General features: G+C 70.1%; 19 protein-coding genes, 3 tRNA genes and 1 pseudogene. 12 read left to right on the top strand and 11 right to left on the bottom strand.

What is annotated here, in order from left to right; all coding sequences use genetic code 11:
* Positions 1–3: 3 nt before the first annotated feature.
* Together JAV76_RS05645 and JAV76_RS05640 are read right to left on the bottom strand one after the other, a co-directional pair.
* On the bottom strand, positions 4–714 hold the full coding sequence (locus tag JAV76_RS05645) for a hypothetical protein (protein ID WP_230401860.1): 711 nt from the start codon (positions 712–714) through the stop codon (positions 4–6).
* A 129-nt stretch (positions 715–843) separates the two neighbouring features.
* The gene (locus tag JAV76_RS05640; protein WP_198733030.1) at positions 844–1,614 is read right to left on the bottom strand and encodes a YggS family pyridoxal phosphate-dependent enzyme; all 771 of its coding nucleotides are present in this window, start codon (positions 1,612–1,614) and stop codon (positions 844–846) included.
* 34 nt (positions 1,615–1,648) lie between these two features.
* Here JAV76_RS05640 and JAV76_RS05635 point away from each other — a divergent pair, with 34 nt between their 5' ends.
* The gene (locus tag JAV76_RS05635; RefSeq protein WP_198733029.1) at positions 1,649–3,121 is read left to right on the top strand and encodes a DUF2079 domain-containing protein; all 1,473 of its coding nucleotides are present in this window, start codon (positions 1,649–1,651) and stop codon (positions 3,119–3,121) included.
* Between the two features lie 61 nt (positions 3,122–3,182).
* Here the strand turns inward: JAV76_RS05635 and ybaK are convergent, their stop codons facing one another.
* Positions 3,183–3,686 carry a Cys-tRNA(Pro) deacylase gene (gene ybaK, locus JAV76_RS05630; protein WP_198733028.1) on the bottom strand — a complete coding sequence of 168 codons (504 nt, stop codon included), beginning with the start codon at positions 3,684–3,686 and terminating at the stop codon, positions 3,183–3,185.
* A gap of 81 nt (positions 3,687–3,767) precedes the next feature.
* On the opposite strand from ybaK, the gene JAV76_RS05625 reads away from it, so the two are divergent.
* Entirely contained in the window at positions 3,768–4,373 is a 606-nt protein-coding gene (locus JAV76_RS05625) for a GNAT family N-acetyltransferase (protein WP_198733027.1), read from the top strand.
* 41 nt (positions 4,374–4,414) lie between these two features.
* On the opposite strand, the gene JAV76_RS05620 is transcribed toward JAV76_RS05625, so the two are convergent.
* Both JAV76_RS05620 and JAV76_RS05615 read right to left on the bottom strand, forming a co-directional pair.
* Positions 4,415–7,018, bottom strand: coding sequence for a DEAD/DEAH box helicase (locus tag JAV76_RS05620; RefSeq protein WP_198733026.1), 2,604 nt, complete (start codon positions 7,016–7,018; stop codon positions 4,415–4,417).
* A 49-nt stretch (positions 7,019–7,067) separates the two neighbouring features.
* Positions 7,068–7,547 (bottom strand): DUF3817 domain-containing protein, encoded by a 480-nt coding sequence (locus JAV76_RS05615; protein WP_198733025.1) that lies wholly within the window; start codon positions 7,545–7,547, stop codon positions 7,068–7,070.
* Positions 7,548–7,633: 86 nt separating this feature from the next.
* Here JAV76_RS05615 and JAV76_RS05610 point away from each other — a divergent pair, with 86 nt between their 5' ends.
* Together JAV76_RS05610 and JAV76_RS05605 are read left to right on the top strand one after the other, a co-directional pair.
* Entirely contained in the window at positions 7,634–8,167 is a 534-nt protein-coding gene (locus JAV76_RS05610; protein ID WP_307844011.1) for a DUF488 domain-containing protein, read from the top strand.
* Between the two features lie 55 nt (positions 8,168–8,222).
* The gene (locus tag JAV76_RS05605) at positions 8,223–9,683 is read left to right on the top strand and encodes an alanine/glycine:cation symporter family protein (RefSeq protein WP_198733023.1); all 1,461 of its coding nucleotides are present in this window, start codon (positions 8,223–8,225) and stop codon (positions 9,681–9,683) included.
* A gap of 10 nt (positions 9,684–9,693) precedes the next feature.
* Here JAV76_RS05605 and JAV76_RS05600 read toward each other — a convergent pair.
* A pseudogene (locus JAV76_RS05600) lies at positions 9,694–9,963 on the bottom strand (3-methyladenine DNA glycosylase); the annotation flags it as partial.
* Between the two features lie 211 nt (positions 9,964–10,174).
* Here JAV76_RS05600 and JAV76_RS05595 point away from each other — a divergent pair.
* Positions 10,175–10,666, top strand: coding sequence for a hypothetical protein (locus JAV76_RS05595; protein WP_198733022.1), 492 nt, complete (start codon positions 10,175–10,177; stop codon positions 10,664–10,666).
* 437 nt (positions 10,667–11,103) lie between these two features.
* On the opposite strand, the gene JAV76_RS05590 is transcribed toward JAV76_RS05595, so the two are convergent.
* The 4 genes from JAV76_RS05590 to JAV76_RS05575 all read right to left on the bottom strand — a co-directional run bounded on the left by JAV76_RS05590 (position 11,104) and on the right by JAV76_RS05575 (position 14,875).
* Complete coding sequence (locus JAV76_RS05590) at positions 11,104–11,970, bottom strand: hypothetical protein (protein WP_198733021.1); 867 nt, start codon at positions 11,968–11,970, stop codon at positions 11,104–11,106.
* 222 nt (positions 11,971–12,192) lie between these two features.
* Positions 12,193–13,080, bottom strand: a complete 888-nt coding sequence (locus JAV76_RS05585) for a 3-methyladenine DNA glycosylase (protein ID WP_198733020.1) — start codon at positions 13,078–13,080, stop codon at positions 12,193–12,195.
* On the bottom strand, positions 13,077–13,841 hold the full coding sequence (locus JAV76_RS05580; RefSeq protein WP_198733019.1) for a 3-methyladenine DNA glycosylase: 765 nt from the start codon (positions 13,839–13,841) through the stop codon (positions 13,077–13,079). Before JAV76_RS05580 ends, JAV76_RS05585 begins: the two co-directional genes overlap by 4 nt.
* A 44-nt stretch (positions 13,842–13,885) precedes the next feature.
* On the bottom strand, positions 13,886–14,875 hold the full coding sequence (locus tag JAV76_RS05575) for an aldo/keto reductase (protein ID WP_198733018.1): 990 nt from the start codon (positions 14,873–14,875) through the stop codon (positions 13,886–13,888).
* Positions 14,876–14,993: 118 nt separating this feature from the next.
* On the opposite strand from JAV76_RS05575, the gene JAV76_RS05570 reads away from it, so the two are divergent.
* The 7 genes from JAV76_RS05570 to JAV76_RS05540 all read left to right on the top strand — a co-directional run bounded on the left by JAV76_RS05570 (position 14,994) and on the right by JAV76_RS05540 (position 19,732).
* The gene (locus JAV76_RS05570) at positions 14,994–15,890 is read left to right on the top strand and encodes a methyltransferase domain-containing protein (RefSeq protein ID WP_198733017.1); all 897 of its coding nucleotides are present in this window, start codon (positions 14,994–14,996) and stop codon (positions 15,888–15,890) included.
* A 61-nt stretch (positions 15,891–15,951) separates the two neighbouring features.
* Positions 15,952–16,743 (top strand): fumarylacetoacetate hydrolase family protein, encoded by a 792-nt coding sequence (locus JAV76_RS05565; protein ID WP_198733016.1) that lies wholly within the window; start codon positions 15,952–15,954, stop codon positions 16,741–16,743.
* 95 nt (positions 16,744–16,838) lie between these two features.
* The gene (gene gltX / locus JAV76_RS05560) at positions 16,839–18,368 is read left to right on the top strand and encodes a glutamate--tRNA ligase (protein ID WP_307844010.1); all 1,530 of its coding nucleotides are present in this window, start codon (positions 16,839–16,841) and stop codon (positions 18,366–18,368) included.
* Positions 18,365–19,135, top strand: a complete 771-nt coding sequence (locus JAV76_RS05555) for an HAD family hydrolase (RefSeq protein ID WP_307844009.1) — start codon at positions 18,365–18,367, stop codon at positions 19,133–19,135. The genes gltX and JAV76_RS05555 overlap by 4 nt, the downstream gene beginning before the upstream one ends.
* Before the next feature lie 217 nt (positions 19,136–19,352).
* Positions 19,353–19,424, top strand: a tRNA-Gln gene (locus JAV76_RS05550).
* A gap of 89 nt (positions 19,425–19,513) precedes the next feature.
* A tRNA-Glu gene (locus JAV76_RS05545) sits at positions 19,514–19,586 on the top strand.
* Positions 19,587–19,659: 73 nt separating this feature from the next.
* Positions 19,660–19,732 (top strand) — tRNA-Glu (locus JAV76_RS05540).
* Between the two features lie 179 nt (positions 19,733–19,911).
* Here the strand turns inward: JAV76_RS05540 and JAV76_RS05535 are convergent.
* Complete coding sequence (locus JAV76_RS05535; protein ID WP_198733014.1) at positions 19,912–21,945, bottom strand: acyltransferase family protein; 2,034 nt, start codon at positions 21,943–21,945, stop codon at positions 19,912–19,914.
* Between the last annotated feature and the right edge of the window lie 72 nt (positions 21,946–22,017).

Here is a 22,017-nt window from a genome sequence, read left to right as displayed (position 1 = left end):
CGGTCAGCGTCCTGCGAGCATCTCCTCGATGGTCGTCCGCGGCTCGGTGAGCGCCACGAAGTCGACCCGGGTGTCCTCGAACTGGTCCTCGCCGTCCTCGAACAGCTTCTCCGTGAGCGGCCCCACGGCGTCCTCGTTCACCGCGACGGTGAGCCACACGGTGAACGACTCGGACGCGTCCGGCGGGACGAGGGCCTGCGTCGTCGGGGACGCGAGGTCCGCGACGGTGAGCTCGACGAGGCGACGCACGTCCGCCTGCGTCTGGGCGTCGGCGCCCTCCTCGCCGAGGTAGACGACCTCGGCGCGCAGGTGCTCCTTCTCCGCGTCCCACACGTAGGGAGCGGCGACGAGACCCGGGCTCGGCTCGGGGCGCGCAGGGCCCCGGACAGCCGCCGCCGACGTGCCCTCGGAAGCGGGAGGCTCCACCGGTTCGGGCTCCGGTGCCGGCTCGGGAGGGACGACCGTGGTGACGGTCAGGGGGATCGACCGCCCCAGCCGCTCCGTGAGGATCTCCACCTGGCGCTCCGCGAGAGTACCGATCGGTGCGGTCGACTCGACGTTGATACGGACCCCCGCGTCGGTGACGCCCTCGGGGATCGAGTGGCCGAACGACCCGGCCTGGACGTTCTTCACCGTCGCGACGATCGTCTCGGACAACCGGTCCGCCGTGGTGCTCTCGTCACGGGGCGTGACCTCGAAGGGGACGGTCACCACGACGCAGCCCTCCTCCGGAGACCAGCGCTCGGCGACACCTGAGGGGAGTGGCACGGGACGCGGCCGACGCGAGAACGGAGTCTTCATGGTCTGACGATGACCTATGGGCCACGGCGGAGCAAATCCGGTTCAGGGCAGCTGCCGGGTGCCGAACACCGCAGTGCCGACCCGCACGATCGTGGCTCCTTCCGCGACAGCCACCTCGAGGTCGCGGCTCATGCCCATCGAGAGCTCGACGGCACCTGCGAGGCCGGGCGACCCGCTGCTCAGCACGTCGTCCCGGATGCGCCGGAGCTCGGCGAAACCACGTCGCACGAGGGCCTCGTCGGTGCTGTTCGCCCCGATCGTCATGAAGCCTCGCAGGGCGAGCCCCGGATGTGCGGCCACGACCTCCGCGAGCGTGCGAGCGTCGGCCGGTGCGACGCCCGACTTGGTGGGCTCGCCGGAGACGTTCACCTGGACGAGGACGTCCAGCGGCGCCGCGAGGACCTCCACGGCGCGGTCCCCGAACCGCGTCGCCAGGGCAGCGGAGTCGATGCTCTCCACACAGGCTGCCGCGTGCGTGGCCAGCGCCCGGAGGGCGAGGTTCACCTTGTTCGACTGGACCGGCCCGATGAGGTGCGCGGTCAGCGCGAGGTCGGCGAGGTCGGGTGCCTTCTCCACGAGCTCCTGGACCCTGTTCTCGCCCACGAGGACCTGCGGCCCCCCGTCCGACCGCGACGCGGCCAGGCCGCGAGCCGCGGTGACCGCGGCGCGCACCGTCGCGGCGTCCTGCGTCTTCGTCGCGAGGAGCAGGCGGACCTCCGAAGGATCGCGGCCCGCAGCGCTGCAGGCGGTCCCCACCCGGTCGAGGACCCGGGTGACTGCATCGGTGAGCGGGATCGAAGGCACGAGGGCCATCGTAGTTCTCCGCGTCGTACGTCAGAATGACCGGATGACCGAGCTGGACGCCCAGGACACCGTTGCCCGTGAGCGCCGAGGACCCACGGAGGGTGAGGTCGACGACGCCCGGGGCGATGGGCGCGCGTCGCGCGTCCCCGTGTGGGGGCTCGCGTCCGTCGCGTTCCTGGCCTACCTCGTCCTGTCGGTCGCACGCTGGTACCGGTGGGACAACCCGTCCTGGGACCTCGCGATCTTCGAGCAGGCCGTCCGGGGGTGGGCGGAGCACGGCGTCCCGATCGTCACCGTCAAGGGACCCGACTTCCACCAGCTGGGCGACCACTTCTCCCCGTTCCTCGTGGTCCTCGCCCCCTTCTACGCGCTCTTCCCCACCCCCCTGACGCTGCTCGTCGCCCAGTGCGTGCTCGTCGCGGGGTCCGTGGTCCCGGTAGCCCTCACCGCCCGACGCCTCCTGGGGCCCTGGCGCGGGCTCGCGCTCGCCGGCGCCTACGCGTTCTCCTGGGGCGTGCAGTCGGCGGTCGACGTCCAGTTCCACGAGTACGCGCTCGCTGTCCCTCTCCTGGCTCTGGGGCTGACGGCGTTCCTCGAGGGCCGGTGGCGGGCGAGCGCGGTGTGGGTCGCGCTCCTCCTCGGGGTCAAGGAGGACCTCGGCCTCACCGTCGCCGCCTTCGGCGTGGTCCTGTGGTTGCGCGGGCAGCGGGCCCTCGGGGCGATCACCGCCGGTGTGGGCGTCGTGGGGATGGCGCTCGTCGTGGGCGTGGTGGTCCCGGCGTTCAACCCGCAGGGCCGGTACGACTACTGGGGTCGGCTCGGGGAGGACGACGAGGTCGCCGCGGGCGCGGGTGACACCGTCGGGGGAGCGCTGCAGTCGTTGGCCGGGCTGCTCACCCCGGCGGTGAAGCTCGAGACCCTCGCGCTCCTGGGTCTTCTCACGGTGTTCGTCGCGCTGCGGTCGTCCCTGGCGCTCCTCGTGGTCCCGACCCTGCTGTGGCGCTTCGCGGGGTCCACGGAGTTCTACTGGGGCACGACCTGGCACTACTCCCTCATCCTCATGCCCGTCCTGTTCGCCGCGGCGATCGACGGGCTGCGGTCGATGCAGGCCTCGCCGTGGCGCGCGTCGCGGCTGCTGGCGCGCGTGGCCCCCGGGGCGATGGTCGTCGTCGCGCTCGTCCTCCTCCCGCGCTTCCCGCTGAGCGACCTGTGGGACCCGGAGTCCTACCGCAGGGACGCCCGCTTCCCGGCCGCGCAGGGCGCGGTCGACGCGGTCCCCGAGGGGGCGACCGTCGCGAGCGACCGCGGGCTCATCGTCCAGCTCGCGACCGACCGACGCGTCTACTGGATCGTCACGGACCCGGCGGTCCGGCCGCAGTACGTGGTCGTCGACCAGCACGGGTGGGGCGGGAAGCCGCCGATGGACGTCGCCGCGTACGCGGAGGGCCTGTACCCGGGGACGGACTACGAGATCGTCTACGACGAGCAGGGGTACGTGGTCGCCCGGCGCCTGTGACGACCGGGCGCCCGACGGACGCGTCGCCGGGCGCCCGCTCGGCGCAGGGGCTGCCCGGCGGTCAGGCGCGGGCGACGGGTGCGGTCGTGGCCCCGGTGAGCCGGACGAGGTCCTGCGGAGCGAGCCCGACGTCCACGCCTCGCCGTCCCGCCGACACGTACACGACGTCGGCGCCCAGGACGGACGCGTCAACGACGGTCGGGTGCGTCTGGCGCTGGCCGAGGGGCGAGATGCCGCCCACGACGTACCCGGTCGCCCGCTCGGCGACGGCGTGCTCCGCGAGGACGGCTCTCTTGGCACCGACAGCGTGGGCGAGAGCCTTGAGGTCGAGCGTCCTGTCGACCGGCAGAACGGCTACGACGAGGGTCCCGTCGGCGGACGTCACGAGGGTCTTGAGCACGAGCGAGGGGTCCACCCCGATGGCCTGCGCCGCCTCGAGGCCGTAGCCCAGGTCGCTCGCCGGGTCGTGCTCGTACGGGTGGACGGTGTGCGGCACGCCGGACGCCTCGAGCGCGACGAGCGCGGGCGTCCCGCCGTGACCGTGCTTCGCGGACCTCTTCGCCATGCGGTCCACCGTAGCCCCGTCGGTCGGTGTGGTGCGGGAAATTCCCGGACACGGGTGCGCGGATCTGCTTGGATACCAGGCATGACCCTGAGCGACCCTGTGACCTGGCCCGACGCCGTCCCCGTCCTGCGTGACGGCGACGTGACCCTGCGCGCGCACCGTCCGGACGACGCCCGCGCCGTCGTCGAGCAGTGCACGGACGCCCTCTCGGTCCGGTGGACGACCGTGCCCTCGCCCTACGACCTCGGCATGGCCCGTGGCTGGATCCACGACGTCGCCCCGGCGGGCTGGCGGGAGGGGTCGGAGCACCTCTTCGCGATCGAGTCGACGCACCCGGACGGTGAGCGCCGCTTCTCGGGCAGCCTGTCGTTGCGGGACATGGGGAGCCGGCGCGCGGAGATCGCCTTCGGTGCCCACCCGGCGATCCGTGGGAAGGGCGTCATGACCACGGCCGTGACGCTCCTGCTCGAGCACGGGTTCGACACCCTCGGTCTCGAGACCGTCATCTGGTACGCGAACGTCGGCAACGTCGGCTCGCGCCGGGTCGCCTGGAAGACGGGCTTCACGTTCGGCGGGACGCTCCACATGTGGCTGGACCACCGTGGGGAGCGGACCGACGCGTGGGTGGCGACACGGCACCGGGACGACCCGGCAGGGCCGGCCGGACCGTGGGAGCTCCCCGCCTGACGCGCACGGGAGGTCCTCCGCCGACCAGGGCCGCTGCCGGGTCACATCGGGGCGACCGCCGTGACCCGGAGGACCACCTCGCCGGCGTCGTCGGATGCGTCGAGGTCGACGAGCGCGGTGATACCCCAGTCGTGATCACCGTCCGGGTCGTCGAGGACCTGACGTACCGACCACAGGCGCGAGTTGCCGTCGACGCCCTCCGTGACGTGCAGGAGCCGGGGCGAGCGCGCCTGCGGTCCGACACCCACGGCGTCGTCGCCGTACTGCTCGAACATCGGGTCGAGCGCGTCCGCCCACGCGTCGGCGTCCCACCCCGACGCGCCGTCGAGCGAGCCGAGCGCCGAGTACGCCTCGCGCGACGCGAGCTCCACCCTCCGGAAGAGCGCGTTGCGCAGCAGCACGCGGAAGGAGCGGCGGTTCGCCGTGACGGGGCGCGCGGGCGCCTCGACGACCGCACCAGGCGCCGACGGGTCCCCGGCGAGGCCCTCCGAGCCGTCGTCGACGGGGTTCGACAGGCGCTCCCACTCGTCGAGCAGGCTGGAGTCGACCCCACGGACGAGCTCACCGAGCCACTCCGTGATCTCCTCGACCTCCTCCGTGCGGTGGTCCGCGGCGACCGTCTGGCGCAGGGTGCGGTACGCGTCGGCGAGGTAGCGCAGGACGACGCCCTCGGTCCGGTCCAGCTGGTAGCGGGAGACGAACTCCCCGAACGTCTGGGCACGTTCCACCATGTCGCGGACCACCGACTTGGGTGAGAGCTCCTGGTCCGCCACCCACGGGTTCGTCTGCTTGTACGACGCGAACGCGGCGGACAACAGCTCGTCGAGCGGCTTGGGCCACGTGACGTCCTCGAGCGCGGCCATGCGCTCGTCGTAGTCGTACCCCTCGGCCTTGAGCGCACCGATCGCCTCGCCGCGCGCGGCCCGCTGCTGCCCGTAGAGGACCTGGCGGGGGTCGTCGAGCGTCGCCTCGATGACGGACACCACGTCGAGGGCGTGGGTGGGTGACTCGGGCTCGAGGAGCTCCTGCGCGGCGAGCGCGAAGGGGGAGAGCGGCTGGTTGAGCGCGAAGTCGCGGGGGAGGTCCACGGTGAGGCGGACGGTGTACCCGGCGTCGCCACCGGGGACCTTCTCGACGATCCCCGCCTGGCGCAGCGACCGGTAGATCCGGAACACCTGGCGCACGTGCGCCGCCTTCTGGGCGTCCGTGTCGTGGTTCGCGGTGAGCAGGTGGCGCATGGCCATGACGGGGTCCGCGCCGGACTCCGAACGGGCCAGGACGTTGAGGACCATCGCGTGGCTCACCGTGAAGTGGCTGGTCAGGGGTTCCGGCTCGGAGTCGCGCAACCTCTCGAACGTCTTGTCCGTCCAGTTCACCGCACCCGCGGGGGCCTTCTTCCGGACGATCTTCTTGAGCTTCTTCGGGTCGTCACCGGCACGCTCGAGCAGGCGACGGTTCTCCACGACGTGCTCGGGGGCCATGACGAGGACCTCGCCGACGGTGTCGTAGCCGGCGCGCCCGGCGCGCCCGGCGATCTGGTGGAACTCGCGGGCCGTGAGGTGACGCATGCGCTCGCCGTCGAACTTCACGAGGCTCGTGAGGAGCACGGTGCGGATGGGCACGTTGATGCCGACACCGAGCGTGTCGGTGCCGCAGACGACCTTGAGGAGGCCCTTCTGGGTGAGGCGCTCCACGACGCGCCGGTACTTGGGGAGCATCCCGGCGTGGTGGACGCCGATGCCCTGCCTCAGGAACTTGCTCAGGGACCGGCCGAACCCGGAGGTGAACCGGAAGTCGCCGAGCTCGGCGGCGATCGCGTCCTTCTCGGCGCGGCTCGCGACGTTCGTGCTCAGCAGCGCCTGCGCCCGCTCGACGGCGTCCTTCTGCGTGAAGTGCACCACGTACACGGGTGCACGGTGCGTGTGGACGAGGTCCTCGATGACCTCCGGGAGGGGCTCGACCACGTAGCTGAAGTTCAGCGGGACGGGCCGCTCGGCGCTCGTGACCTCGGCGACCGGCCGGCCCGTGCGCTCGTCGAGGTCCTCCCGGAACATCTCCGTGTCGCCGAGGGTGGCCGACATGAGGAGGAACTGGGCCTGCGGCAGCTCGAGGAGCGGCACCTGCCACGCCCACCCGCGCTGGGGGTCGGCGTAGAAGTGGAACTCGTCCATGACCACCTGGTCGACACCCGGGTCCTCGGCCTCCACGCCGCCGGTGCGCAAGGCGATGTTCGCGAGGATCTCGGCTGTGCAGCAGATGATGGGCGCCCCGGGGTTCACCGACGAGTCGCCCGTCATCATGCCGACGTTCTGCGACCCGAAGGCCTCGACGAGCGCGAAGAACTTCTCGCTCACCAGCGCCTTGAGGGGCGCGGTGTAGAAGGAGCGCTTCCCGGCGGCGAGCGCCGCGAAGTGCGCCCCCATGGCCACGAGGGACTTGCCGGAGCCCGTCGGGGTGCTGAGGATCACGTGGGACCCGGAGACCAGCTCGATGAGCGCCTCGGACTGTGCCGGGTACAGGGCCAGCCCGCGGTCCTGCGCCCACGACGTGAAGCCCTCGTAGAGCTCGTCGGGGTCGGGCACGCCGCCCGCGGGGACCGGAGGCAGGTGGCTGAGCAGACTCAGGGGAGGGGTCGAGGAGGTCACCCGGTCGATTGTCCCAGGTCCGGCGCCGGGTCACCTCCGTCCGCTCGGCCTACCCGGCGTGCGCGCCCCACTCGGTGGGCGGGCCGAGGGCGAGCAGGACGCTCATGACGACCGCGAGCGTCGCGACGAGGAGCACGGTGAAGAGCGCGGGGTGCGTGAGCATCCACCGCAGCGCCCGTCGCACGGGCGTGCGGTCCGCCGGGTCGTCGGTCGCCTCGGTCGCCCACCCGCCGTCGAGCAGGCCGCGCCGCTCGACCGAGCGCTCGAGGGGCACCGTCGCGAAGGGCACGACGGCCGCCGCGACGGCGACCAGGGTGACGCTGCGCGGCCAGCGGCGGTCCAGCCCGACGACCAGCGCCGTGAGGGCGTACGCGAGGAACGCGAGACCGTGGACCGGGCCGGCGACGGACACCGGGAGGTCACCGGCGTCGAAGCCGTACTTGGCGAGCATGGCCGCGAGGAGGAGCGCCCACGTCACCGCCTCGGCGAGGGCGACGGCGCGGAAGAGCCTGCGGGGCGTGAGGTGCACGGGGAGGTCTCCGGTGGTGTGGGTGGCGGGGTCGAAGGACCATGGTCGCTCACGGGACCGGTGCACGACGAGCAGGAGGAGGAGCGGTGACGCAGCTGTGGACCATGGGGCACGGACGCCTCGACCGCGAAGGGCTGTCGGCCCAGCTCCGGTCGGTGGGGATCGAGAGCCTCGTGGACGTTCGGAGGTTCCCCGGGAGCCGCACCAACCCCGACGTGAGCCGCGACGCCCTGCCTGCGTGGTTGCCCGGGGCCGGGGTGGGGTACCGGTGGGAGGAACGGCTCGGGGGCAGGAGGCGCCTGCCCGACGGGCCTTCTCCCGACCCCTGGTGGAAGGTCGAGTCGTTCCGCGCCTACGCCGCGCACACGCGGACCGAGGAGTTCGAGGCCGCCCTCGCCGCCCTCCTCGCCGACGCGGCGTCCACGCCGACGGTGGTGCTGTGCTCCGAGAGCGTCTGGTGGCGCTGCCACCGCCGCCTCGTCGCCGACGTCGCCGTCCTGCGGCACGGCGTCGACGTGCGGCACCTGCTCCCCGAGGCGCGCACGAGCCCGCACCAGCCGGCCCCGGGCGCCCGCCTCCGGGACGACGGTCGCGTGGTCTGGGACCGCGACGTGCCCTAGGGTCCATGGACGGCGGTCGGCGCGCCCTGCGCCGCTCACGGAGGGGGCACGCACGATGGACGACTTCACCACCACGGTCATCGAGCCCGTGAGCACGTTCTTCTACACGTACCTGCTCATCTACCTCCTCGTCGGTGCCGGCCTCTACTTCACGGTCCGCACCCGAGCCGTCCAGGTCCGTCTCGTGCGGCAGATGTGGCGCACGGTCGTCGGGTCGCGCGGAGGGGCCGACGGTGGGATCTCCTCGTTCCAGGCCTTCTGCGTCGGCCTCGCCTCCCGGGTCGGCACCGGGAACATCGTCGGCGTCGCCATCGCACTCACCCTCGGCGGGCCCGGCGCGATCTTCTGGATGTGGGTCGTGGCGCTCGTCGGCATGGCCACCGCCTTCGTCGAGGCCACGCTCGCCCAGATGTTCAAGGAGCGCACGACCGACGGGACCTTCCGCGGCGGACCCGCGTACTACATCCGGACGGGCCTGCGCTCGCGGCCCTTCGCGGTCCTCTTCGCCGTCCTGCTCGTGTTCACGTTCGGCTTCGCGTTCAACATGGTCCAGGCCAACACCATCAGCGACGCCCTCGCCACCGGGCACGACGTCGGGACCGGGTGGAGCGCCGTCCTCCTCGTGCTCCTGGCCGCCCCCGTGCTCTTCGGCGGGGTCCGTCGTGTCGCGACGGTCGCCGGCGTCGTCCTGCCGATCATGGCGGGCGTGTACCTGCTGCTCGCGCTCGTCGTCGTCGCCCTCAACGCGAGCGCGGTGCCCGGCGTGCTCGCCCAGATCGTCGAGGGGGCGTTCGGTCTCGACGAGGCCGTCGCCGGGACCGGCGGGGGCCTCCTCGCCGCGCTGCTCAACGGGGTCAAGCGAGGTCTGTTCTCCAACGAGGCGGGCATGGGCAGCGCGCCCAACACCGCCGCGACGGCCACCGTGAGCCATCCAGCGAAGCAGGGCCTCGTCCAGTCGCTCGGGGTCTTCGTCGACACCATGCTCGTGTGCACCGCCACGGCCATGATGATCCTCGTCGCAGGTCCCGACGTGTACTCACCGGGGGAGACCACCGAGGCTGTCGGCGCCGAGCTCACCGCCGGCGCGGTCGCAGCGTCCCTCGGAACCTGGACCACGCCCCTGCTGACCGCCCTGATCTTCGTGTTCGCGTTCTCCTCCGTCCTCGGGAACTACTCCTACGCAGAGGTGAACCTCCAGTTCCTCGGCGTGCGAGGACGCGGCCTGGTCGTCCTCCGGGTGCTCGTCCTCGGTGCCGTCGCTCTCGGCGCGCTCCTCAGCCTGAAGGTCGTGTGGGCGCTCGCCGACGTGGCGATGGGTCTCATGGCGACGGTGAACCTCGTGGCGATCGTCCTCCTCGGGAGGTGGGCCCTCGGCGCACTGAAGGACTACGAGCAGGCGGTGCGCACGGGGCGGCAGGACGCGCCGTTCGTCGGGGCCGGCAACCCGCTGCTCCCCGGGGACCTGCCCGGCGACGTGTGGTCGACGACGGCCACCGGTACCGCGGCGAAGGGATGAGCAGGGGCGGTCAGCCGAGCGTCAGGACGCGGTCGCACGCGGCGACGAGACGCTCGCGGAGCGCCTGTCCCCGGTCGGCGAAGCCGCGCTGCCTGCGCACGTACTCCGCCCGGCCCTGCGGGGTCTCGATCGGGACGGCCTCCTGGCCCAGCGACGACACGTCGTAGGGCGACGCCTGCATGTCGAGGACGCGGATGTCGCGGGCGAGCTCGAAGCAGTCGAGGAGGAGGTCGCCGGGTGCTGCGGGGCCGAGCTTCAGGGACCACTTGAGCAGGTCCATCGTCACACCGCATACACACGCACCCGACGGAACCGGTCTGTAGGTATGTCGTTCCAACGAGCCACTGCTCTAGAGTTTGGTCATGTTCCTAGGTGCGGATCCGTCGTCAATCCCGTCAGGACTGACACCCGCGGTTGTGATCGCCCTCTGTGCTCTGCTCTTCACTGTCGCCTCATTTTGGTGGATCAACGTTCGGCCTGGGCGCCTCTTGATGACGCAAGTCGTGGTGTTCTCGGGCTATGCCAGATCCGATCGGGCCGCACTGCGCCTTCCCGTCACCCTCTACAACACAGGCGCGAAGCCGCTCGTGGTGATTGATCTTCGGTTGAAACTCGTTAGCGCCGGCGTCCCAGTCTTGGCACCCACGAAGCAGTTCAGGACGACGATCATGCCGCGTCCGGACGACACCGAAGACTTCCCGCATCCGTTCGTCGTGGGAGGCCGCGCGGTGGCGACCAAGTTCGTTGAATTCGACGTTGACCCCCGGGTGCTGTGCACTGGCGAGCCTGCACAGATCAACCTGATGGTGCTGGTTGACCGCCGAGGTTGGCGGAGCACGGGGAGTAGCGAGATTCGCACGGACATCATGGCGTCTCCTGAGGCATACATCAGCTACTCGAACGACCCAGCGCACTGGCCGGCGGGGCAGAAGGAGCGGGCGTCCGCTGCCTTGGCGTCAGTTCGGTCCGGGATCCCAAGTTAGGAGCGCTCGCCGAGCAGGTGGTCGCACGCCTTGATGATCCGGTTGCCACCGCCGACGTAGCGACGGCTTCGTGCTGTAGTAGGTAAAGAGGGAGTCTTCGATCGCATACTTCACTTCGGGCTGGCGCGGCTCGCGGCAGCCCGCCGTCAGAGCGTCCGCTCGAAGCGCGTGCGTGCGAGCGTTCGCCCGTCCTGACTCAAGAGTTCTCTGGGGCCGTGGTGTTCATGTGTGTGCCTTCCCGGGTCGTCCCTTGTAGCGGGTTGCTCTACTCCCCGAGATGCATGTTTTGACGCTTTTGCAGGTCGATGTACACATCGGCGCACGACCAGCGTTGGTGACGTACTCCACGCGGATGCACCCGGGGCGCTCCGACCCCCAATCGCAGAAAGGTCGCGTGCCAATGTGGTCGTTTCGCGCATTCCCCGCCAGGTGTCACGTCAGGTCGCCCGCCGCAATGCGCCTTGCGAGAGCCACCCAACGATCGTGGACGCTAGCAGTACAGCCGCCTGTGCCTCGAGCTGTGAAATGTCTCGGTAGTCGGCGTACCCGTGGCGGTCTGTCTGGCTATGCCAGAGCAGCTGCATTGCGGATACCAGATGCTCGACGGCGGACGTCCGGTCACTTCCGACGAGTGCGAACGTCCAAGCCTCGGGCTTGCTGCGCAGGACGTTGATGTCCTTCCCGAGAGTCCCCAATTTGTCACGCGGCGAGATGAGCGGACAGGAATATACCTCGACCGCCCTCACAGCGTCGTAGTACGCATGACTCGGAGAAGACTCTAGTCCGAAGGCCCCGGACCACGCGGTCCGCAGCAAAGCTGACGCCCGGTCGGCGCTGCTCAGCACGGACTCAACTACGTCTGTCACGCCCACCGGGACTACTCGCTGGAGACCCCATCGTCCCCGGCGAGCCATAACGGTCCAGCCTGCACCGGATGCACGAAGGATGCTAGCGAGACGTGTGGCCCGCTCAGGCATTGCGCGTCCGATATCGGGTCTCGGGTAGAGCCCACTGAGCATGTAGTCGAGGAGGTAGGTGCGCTGGTCCTCTGTGAGGGTTCGCAGGTACTTCAGAGCGTCGCCCACCTGCACAGTGTTCTGGTGGAGGAGACCTAGGTCCATGTGGCTCGCGGACTGGAAGTCGATCATGAACTTCCAAGACAGGCTCTCGTGGCTGTACTTATCATCGACGATCCACCGGTGGATCGCCTCCGACGCGGCTTCCGGTAGCCCAGTGCTCGGAGTCAAAAATGCTTGTGCCCGTTCCGGGTCGAGTCCCGGCGGCATCCATTGGTAGTCGTCCACAGTCAGAGGATCGCAGACGCCTCTGACATGAGTTGCCTCCGAGGCCAGAGGTTCTGAACGATCGGTCGCGGCCTCGACCGGGTGGTACATGAACGCTATGGGCGGTCGCATGTCATCGTCAGAGGAACGCACCAGCTACGTGAACGATCCAGCCCGCTGGCCCCACGGGCAGGAGGAACGCGCCTCAGTCGCTCTGGCTGCCGTTCGGGCGAGTATCTCCTCCTAGGATCGCAAGTTGAGAAGGAGGTCACACGCTTCGATGATGCGTCTCCGCAACGGCGCGGACCTCGCCGCGAAATCGCGTTGACGCTTGGAGTATTCAGCCTTGCCCTCAGCGGTCTCGATTGCCACGGGTTCCAACCCGTACTCGCGGACGTCGTACGGGCTGGCCTGCATGTCGAGAACCCGGATGTCCCTCGCGAGGTCGAAGCAGTCCAGCACGAGCGCGCTGTCGATGGCTGGCGAGAGCTTCATCGCCCACTTCAGAGCATCCATTCCGGTGTGTAGGCATCCCGGCTGCTCGAAATCCGGCTGCTGATCTCGAGTCAGCCGCACCTTGTTGAGGGGGATTGCGTCTGGCGTGAAGAACCGGAAGGCGTCGAAGTGGGTGCAGCGAATGGGGTGTGCCTCGACGACCGCATCGGTTCCGTCCGCGCCGAGGCGCAGAGGCAGGGGATGGCGCGTCGTGTCGGTCTGCCGGTAGATCATCGCCCACTCGTGGAGACCGAAGCACCCGACGTTGGCTGGCCGCGAGGCAGTCCGTGCCAGGAGGTCGCGGATGTAAAGCACGGTCTCTTCGCGGTCCGCGAGGTAGGCGTCGACGTCAAGAGCCAGTCCCTCCTCGACGGCTTCGTACCACCGCCACGAGGAGCGATCGCCGAAATCCAGTGGGGTACCCAACAAGACGACGCCTGCGCCCGGATGCCAACGCCGAAGGTGGGACGGCTTCGTGCTGTAGTAGGTGAAGAGAAAGTCCTCGATCGCGTGCTTCGTTCCAGTCTGGCGCCGCTCCCGCCAGCCCGCCGTCAGCGCATCTGCACGAAGTGCGTGCGAGTTCTCGAGCAATCGCCAGTCTGGGCTCTTCAGTTCTCTGAGTGTCGTCGTTCTCATGCGCATGCCTTCACAGGCTGTCTCATGCGACCGGCTTCGGTGCGTGCCGAGCTGCATGTTTGCGACCTAACCAGGTCCATCCCGGCGTGCAGGCAGCCCGGCTGCTCGAGGTCGCGCTGCGTGTCCCGGGTGGGCTGCAGCTGGTTGAGCGGCCTGGCCTCGGGGGTGAAGAACCGGAACGCGTCGATGTGCGTGCAGCGCACCGGGTGTGCCTCGACGACGGCGTCGGTCCCCTCCGGGCCCAGTCGCAGCGGCAAGGAGTGCCGGGTGTCGCCGCCCTGGCGGTAGACCATCGCCCACTCGTGCAGCCCGAAGCATCCCAGGGCGGCGGGACGCGACGCCGTGGACACGAGCAGGTCACGGACGTACGCGACGGTGTCGCCGCGGTCGGCGAGGAACGCGGCGACGTCGAGCGTCGCACCGGTGTCCGAGACCACGTACCAGCGCCACGTCGACCGTTCCGCCGCGCCCGGCACGTCCGGCGCGGACGCGAGCGTCACGCCGGCCCCGGGGTGCCAGCGCCGCAGCTGCGCCGGGCGGGCCGGGTAGTACGTGTGGAGGAAGTCCTCGATCTGGTGCTCCACCCCGGTGCCGCGACGCTCCCGCCACCCCCGGGTGAGGGCGTCCGCTCGCGCGGCGTGGAGATCGGCCAGGGAGACCCAGCGTGCGGGCTCGAGAGTCCCGGGTGAGTCGTCGACACCGCCGGGACGGTCGACGGCGACCACCTCGGGGTGGTCGGCGGTCCCGGTGCTGCTCGTCATGGGGCCAGCCTACGGGCGCCGCACCAGGCGCAGCGGCAGCCGCCTCAGAAGAGGGCGACCTTCTCCGGCGGCGGGAAGATCGCGTCGAGGCGTGCCAGGTCGTCAGCGGAGAGCTCGTGGACGGCCGCCGCGTTCTGGGCGACCTGCTCCGGGCGCGTGGCGCCCGCAATGACGCTCGACACCGTCGGCTGCGCCGCGAGCCAGGAGAACGCGACCTCCACCTCGCTCAGGCCGCGCTCCGCCGCGAACGCGGAGTACGCCTCGAGGGCGTCCCACGGGGCCGACTCGAGGATGGCCGGCTTCGAGTGCGTGATCCGCCCGTCGGCCGGTGCGTCGTCGCGCGTGTACTTGCCCGTGAGCAGACCGTTGGCGAGCGGGAAGTACGGCAGCACACCGAGCCCGAACGCCTCGGAGGCGGGCACCACCTCGAGCTCCGCCCTGCGGTCGAGGAGGTTGTAGTGGCTCTGGCTCGAGACGAACCGCTCCGTGCCGAGCGACCTCGCGAGCAGCTCGGCCTCCGCGATCTGCCAGCCCGCCCGGTTCGAGTGGCCCACGTACCGGACCTTGCCGGACCGCACGAGGTCGTCGAGGGCGCTCAGCGTCTCCTCCACGGGGGTCCCCGGGTCCGGGGTGTGGAACTGGTAGAGGTCGATCCAGTCCGTTCCCAGACGGCGCAGCGACGCCTCGACGGAGGCGATGACGTACCGCCGGGAGCCGCGCGCCCCGTGGTCGGGCCCGTTCGCCCCCCGGGCGTCCATGCCGAACTTCGTCGCCACGACGACGTCCGCGCGGCGTGACCCGAGCGCCACGCCGAGGCGCTCCTCGGAGAGCCCGGGCTCGGCGCCGTACACGTCCGCCACGTCGAAGAACGTGATCCCCGCGTCCACCGCTGCGCGCACCACGGCGTTGCTGCCCTCCTGGGACTCCGTCGCCGTCCGCGGACGGCCCAGGTTGTTGCACCCGAGCCCGACGACGGAGACGGTGAGTCCGGAGGAACCGAGGTGGCGCAGCGCGGGCGCGGTCGAGTGGCTCATGCGAGGAACGTACGTCGAGGTGCCCCACCGGCACCACCCGGCCCGCCCCCCGTCCATCGATGACCACCATCTGAGAATGGGGTCTCGCTCCTCGTCCCCCGGCCCTACCGTCGTACGCATGAACCAACCCAGCACGGTGCGCACCGCCGCGCCGTCCGACGCCCTCCGCGAGGCGCCCACCGGCGCGCGCGGCAGCGAGCAGTCCCGCGAGTCCGAGTCCTACACCCACGGGCACCACGAGTCGGTCCTGCGGTCCCACCGCGCCCGCACCGCGGCCAACTCCGCCGCCTACCTCGTCCCCCTCCTGCGCGAGGGCATGAGCATCCTCGACGTCGGGTGCGGCCCCGGCACCGTCACCGTCGACCTCGCCCGCCTCGTCGCCCCCGGCCGTGTCGTCGGGGTCGACGCCGCCACCTCCGTCCTCGGGAGCGCACGGGCGCTCGCGGACGAGAACGGTGCGGCCAACGTCAGCTTCGAGCAGGCGAACGCGTACGAGCTCCCCTTCGCCGACGACACCTTCGACGTCGTCCACGCCCACCAGCTGCTCCAGCACCTCTCCGACCCCGTCGCCGCCATCCGCGAGATGCGTCGCGTGACCCGTCCCGGGGGCGTCGTCGCGGCCCGCGACGCGGACTACGCGGCCATGACCTGGTACCCCGAGTCCGCCGGCCTCACCGAGTGGAACACCCTGTACCACGAGGTCACCGCCGCGTACGGGTACCAGGCGGACGCCGGACGCAGGCTCTTCTCCTGGTTCCAGGAGTCGGGGTTCGCCCCCGAGGCGCTCACCGCGTCGGCGGGCGTGTGGTGCTACGCGACGCCCGAGGCCCGGTCGTGGTGGGGAGGGCTCTGGGCCGAGCGGTGCATCGCGTCGAACTTCGCCCACCAGGCCAAGGAGTCCAACCTCGCCGACGACGTCGCGCTCGAGGACCTCGCGCACGAGTGGCAGCGGTGGGCCGAGGCTCCCGACGGGTGGTTCTCCGTCCTCAACGGCGAGGTCCTCGCGCGCGTCTGACGCTGCCCTCCGCGTCGGCGCGCACCACCGCGCACCACCGGGCTCCCCGTAGGCTTGACCCGTGCGCATCGCGAGATTCACCACAGGAGAAGACCCCCGCTTCGGGTTCGTGCAGACCGAGAACGGCAAGGACTACCTCGCCGTGCTCAGCGGCGACCCCCTCTACATGCCGGTGCAGCCCACGGGCGAGCGGATCGAGATCGGCGACGGGGTGCGCCTGCTCGCACCCGTCATCCCGCGGTCCAAGATCGTCGGTGTCGGACGCAACTACGCCGACCACGCCGCCGAGATGGGCAACGAGGTCCCCGCCAGCCCGCTGCTGTTCCTCAAGCCGAACACGTCCGTCGTCGGTCCGGACGACCCCATCGTGCTGCCCGACTTCTCGAGCGAGGTCAGCCACGAGGCGGAGCTCGCCGTCGTCATCGGGCGCATCACCAAGGACGTCACCCCCGAGAGCGCGCTCAAGCACGTCCTCGGGTACACCGTCGCGAACGACGTCACCGCGCGCGACGCCCAGCGCACGGACGGCCAGTGGGCACGCGCCAAGGGCTTCGACTCGTCGTGCCCGTTGGGACCGTGGATCGTCACCGACCTTGAGACCGACGAGCTCGGGGTCCGGTCCCGCGTGAACGGCGAGACCCGCCAGGACGGCAACACCCGTGACCTCGTGTTCGACGTCGCGTTCCTCGTGTCCTACGTCTCCGAGGCGTTCACGTTGCTGCCCGGCGACGTCATCCTCACCGGTACCCCCGCCGGCGTCGGCCCTCTCGTGGCAGGCGACCGCGTCGAGTGCGAGGTCGAGGGGATCGGCGTCCTGAGCAACCCCGTCGTGCGCCGCAGCCACGACGACTGACCCCCAGCCCCGAGGCCATGCTTCGGGACCTCGACGCGGCCCGCCAGGGCCGCTCACCAGCCCACCCGCAACACCGACGAAACCCAGGTGTGTCCGTGCCCTCTGAGTCAACCGCCCCCACCAACCTCACCACGCCCGTGGCCGGCAGCGACGTCCGCGTCCGGTTCTGCCCGTCGCCCACCGGGACGCCGCACGTCGGCCTCGTCCGGACGGCGCTGTTCAACTGGGCGTACGCGCGCCACGTCGGCGGGACGTTCGTGTTCCGCATCGAGGACACGGACGCCGAGCGCGACTCCGAGGAGAGCTACACGCAGCTCCTCGACGCGCTCCGCTGGCTCGGCCTCGACTGGGACGAGGGCGTCGAGGTGGGCGGCCCGCACGAGCCGTACCGGCAGTCCCGGCGCGGCGAGATCTACCAGGACGTGGTGCGTCGCCTCGTGGAGGGCGGGTACGCGTACGAGTCGTTCTCCAGGCCGGAGGAGATCGAGGCGCGCAACGTCGCCGCAGGGCGGCCCAAGGTCATGGGGTACGACGGCTTCGACCGCGATCTCACCGACGAGCAGAGGGCCGGGTTCCGCGCGGAGGGCCGTGAGCCCGTCCTCCGTCTCCGCATGCCCGACGAGGACGTGACGTTCACCGACCTCGTCCGTGGTGACGTGACGTTCAAGGCGGGCACCGTTCCGGACTTCGTCATCGTCCGCGCCAACGGCCAGCCCCTCTACACCCTCGTGAACCCCGTCGACGACGCGCTCATGGGCATCACCCACGTGCTCCGCGGGGAGGACCTCCTGTCCTCCACGCCGCGCCAGGTCGTCCTCTACCGGGCGCTCCTCGAGATCGGCGTCGCCACGGTCATGCCGGCCTTCGGACACCTCCCGTACGTCATGGGGGAGGGCAACAAGAAGCTCTCCAAGCGTGACCCGGAGTCCAACCTCTTCCTCCACCGCGAGCGGGGCTTCACCCCCGAGGGTCTGCTCAACTACCTGGCGCTCCTCGGCTGGAGCATCTCCGCGGACAACGACATCTTCACGATCGACGAGCTCGTCGCGGCCTTCGACGTCGCGGACGTGCTGCCCAACCCGGCACGCTTCGACCTGAAGAAGGCGGAGGCGATCAACGCCACCCACCTGCGTCGGCTCGCACCGGAGGACTTCCGCGCCCGCCTCGTCCCGTACCTCCATGCGAGCTGTGCGCTCGCTGCATCCACCTACGACGAGCTCGAGGCGGCCGAGCGGGCCCTCCTCGAGGCCGCCGCGCCCCTCGTCCAGGAGCGCATGACGCTCCTCGGCGAGGCTCCGGGCATGCTCGGGTTCCTCTTCGTGGCCGACGACGCGGTCACGTTCGAGGACGAGGCCCTCGCAGCGCTCCGGCCCGAGGCGGCGGACGTCCTCGACCGGTCGGTCGCGACCCTCGAGGCGCTCGAGGACTTCTCCCCGGCAGCCCAGCAGGAGGCCCTCAAGGCGGTCCTCGTCGAGGAGATGGGCATCAAGCCCCGGTTCGCGTTCGCCCCCCTGCGGGTCGCGATCACCGGGAGGCGGGTCTCGCCGCCGCTCTTCGAGTCCATGGAGATCCTCGGGCGCGAGGCGTCCCTGACCCGGTTGCGCGCCCTCCGCGCGCGCCTGTGAGCCGGGAGCCGCTGCCGCTCCTCGGCGGCCAGGTCGACGGGGTGCTCTTCGACGTCGACGACACCCTCGTCGACACGCGCAGCGCCTTCGGGGTCGCCATGCGGCGCATCGCGGAGACGTACCTCCCCGATCTTCCGGCGGACCGCCACGACGAGGTCCTCGTGCACTGGCGGCGCGACGCCCTGGGGCACTACCGGGCGTACACCCGTGGCGAGACGACGTTCCGGGCCCAGCGCCTGGCGCGGGCGAACCTGCTCCAGGAGGAGTTCGGGGGAGCGCCCGTGCCCGACGAGGCCTTCGAGGAGTGGGACGCCGTCTTCGAGGGGGCCTTCCAGGACGGCTGGGCCGCCCACGCAGAGGCAGCCTCGTGCGTCGCTGACCTCGCCGCGCACGGCCTGAAGGTCGGCGCGCTGTCCAACGCGGCCTTCGACTACCAGGTGCTCAAGCTCGAGCGGGCAGGTCTCGGTGACGTCCCGATGCTCGTCGGTGTCGACACGCTGGGGGTGGGCAAGCCCGACCCCCGTGTGTTCCTCGAGGCCTGCCGTCTGCTCGGCACCGAACCGCACCGGACCGTGTACGTGGGTGACGAGCTCGACGTCGACGCGCGAGGGGCACTTGCGGCAGGCCTGCGCGCGGTCTGGGTCGACCGGCCCGGTGCCCGCCGGGGCGGACCGCACCTCGAGGACCCGGCGCTCGCCGAGGCCGAGGGGATCGTCGTCGTACCGTCGTTGCGGGAGGTCGTCGGGATGCTCGGCGTCGATGCGTGAGCATGGTGGCTCGGAGCCGGGGAGGGGCTCCGAGCCACCCCTGGGGTCGGCGTGGCGCTCGTCACGCTCGGCCGGTTTGGCGAGAGCGAGAGACTCGGGTAGTGTTTTCCGACGGTAGGCCCCCCGGAAAACCTTCGGAAGCCACAGGTGCGTCAGGAGCATTTCTCGCCTGACGCGTCGTTGGTGGAGAAGAGCAGGCCGGAGAGTCTTACCCCCATGGGGTATGGTGTAATTGGCAACACAACGGTTTCTGGTACCGTCATTCTAGGTTCGAGTCCTGGTACCCCAGCGCAGAGCGCAGCATGCTTGGTCTTCCTCACGGAGGCCGAGTTCGATAGCGTTCGCATCGGCACGTCGCCCTCCGGGCGTCGAGCTTAGGCCCCCATCGTCTAGCGGCCTAGGACGCCGCCCTCTCACGGCGGTAACACGGGTTCAAATCCCGTTGGGGGTACGCATCGTCCATGGTCCATCGGGCCGCGGACGGCACCGAATCGCCACGCCTCGGCGTGATCGGTCCGGCTTAGGCCCCCATCGTCTAGCGGCCTAGGACGCCGCCCTCTCACGGCGGTAACACGGGTTCAAATCCCGTTGGGGGTACATGGATGCTTCGGCATCACCGCAGGCCCGGTCGCTCGCCGACCGGGCCTGCGGTGTTTTCCGGGCCTGACCCCTCTGGGCGAGACGACCAGCCCGCCGTGCAGGTAGTCAGTACCTGCACGGCGGAGCGCAGACCGGTGTGTGCCCAGTGGGGCCCGATCTTGACGCGAACAGACGACCTAGATCGCACTCTCTTCGAGCTTGCGGACTATCACGGGACCCAACGAGGCGGCGAAGCTACCGGAGATGTGATCGCGGTCGTGCAGCACGATCACGCCCCCCACAACGGGTGCGCAGAAGTCGACAGAGCAGTAGGCGTCAGACAGATCGAGGTACAGCGCGTCGGTCTTCTGGGCGGCTGCCTCGCTGCTGCTGACCTCTGGGAGCGCCTCTGACCTGGGTGTCCGACAGTGCTGAGCGGCGTCGAGGCCGTTCTGCGCGATGCACTCGAGAGTTGAGCCCGGGAAGCGAGGGTTGTCCGAGATCGCGATCACGCTGATCCCGGCGTCGAGGAGGGGAGTCCACGCCTCTACCTGCCCGTCGATCTCCGCCGACCGTGGGTCAGTTCCCGCAGGGACGTGCAGCGGGAACCCCTCGAAGTGCGTAACGAGGACCGCGTCGTATCCTCCGTCCAGCAGGGTCTGTTGCGTCGTAGAGTTCCACGCGCGGCACTGCTCTTCGAGGTCCGCGTTGCCGCGGTTAATCTTGGCGCTCGTCAGATAGCACCCGCCGACACCGAAGACGTCGATCTCCCAGCCGAGTGCCTCTGGAAGTTGATCGTAGGCGGGGAGCAAGGCGTTGCTGTGCGAGTCGCCCACGACGGCTACGCGCTTCGTGGGCACGCCCGACGTCTCCAACGTGCACACCGTGCCCCAGCACTCGGCTCGATTGCCGTCGTCCTCCTGGAACACGTCGACATCTGGTGTCAGCACTGTGGGCTCAGGACAACGGGGGGTTACCAGATAGCCTGCTCCGAAGCACGGATCCGCCTGGGCGATAGCGATGGCGTCGGCCGATTCTCCTAGTGCTTCCACACGGCGCTCGACATATGCCCATCCGGCCGCCGAGGCGGCGAGTATCCCGACCATGACTGCGCAGATGCTGGCGAGTGCGATTCGGCGAGGCCGCGCGGCACGGACTGCTCGGAAGCGGATCGGGTTCTCCAAGAATCGGGTGGAGATGTAGGCGAGTGAGAACGTCGCGACGAGAAGAAGTAACTTCAGTACCGCATCTAGATCCCGGCCGAGCGCGATTCCACCTACGACGATCAGAGGCCAGTGCCAGAGGTAGATCGAATAAGAGATGTTCCCCGCGGTCTGAACGAAAGGGAGGTGTGTGGACCGACGAAAAGCGCCGGCATCGTGATGCGCCCAGATGACGAGGGCGGTTCCGAGCACAGGCAGGGCTGCCGCGTAGCCAGGGAAGGGCGTGGCTGCGGTGAACTGAATCCCGCTGTAGACGATGAGCGCGATGCCGGTCCATGCTGCGATCGGCCTGGCTCGTGCCGGAGCGACCGAGCCAGAGATCGCCAAGAGCCCTCCCGCTGCAAACTCCCAGGCGCGAGTGGTGGTCGCGAAGTACGCCACTGATGGTGCTGTCTCCGTCGCGTAGACCGAGTAGGCGAGAGACGCGACGAGTACGATTCCGTAGAGAGCGCCGAGGTTGCGACGCCACGACGCCGAGAGGAGCACGAGCGCTGCGATGATCGGGATGGCGATGTAGAACTGCTCTTCCACCGAGAGCGTCCAGAAGTGCTGGACCGGGGAAGCCGTGTTGTTCGAGGCCATGTAGTTGACAGAGTCGGCCGCGAGGACCCAGTTCTCGATGTACACGGTTGCGGCACCGATCTCCCGGAACGTCTGTTGCCAGAGGTGTTTCGGGAAGAAGACGAGGGTTGCCGCCGTCGTGGCGCCGAGCACGAGAAGGGCCGCAGGAAGAAGGCGAAGTGCGCGTCGTACCCAGAACCTACCGAGCCTGATACGGCCGGTCTCGTCGGCTTCCTTCACGATCTGGAGGGTTATGAGGAAGCCGGATATCACGAAGAACACGTCGACGCCCACGAATCCGCCAGCAAGCCGGTTGGGCCAGAAGTGGTAGAGGACGACGAGTCCGACAGCGAGCGCCCGCAGCGCCTGGATGTCGGCGCGGAGGGCAGGCCTGTGGAGCTTCGGCCCGGGACCGTGGGCGAGGCGAGTGGACTCGTGCAGTGTCACGGGCATCCTTCGAGGCGGTGTGTAGGCGAAGCCAGGCGAGCCCATGGTGGTTGAGCGAACGACCCGGTGAGA

Source organism: Sanguibacter suaedae (assembly GCF_016342785.1).
GTDB classification, from domain to species: Bacteria; Actinomycetota; Actinomycetes; order Actinomycetales; family Cellulomonadaceae; genus Sanguibacter; species Sanguibacter suaedae.
This window is presented reverse-complemented; position numbering and strand designations above follow the sequence as displayed.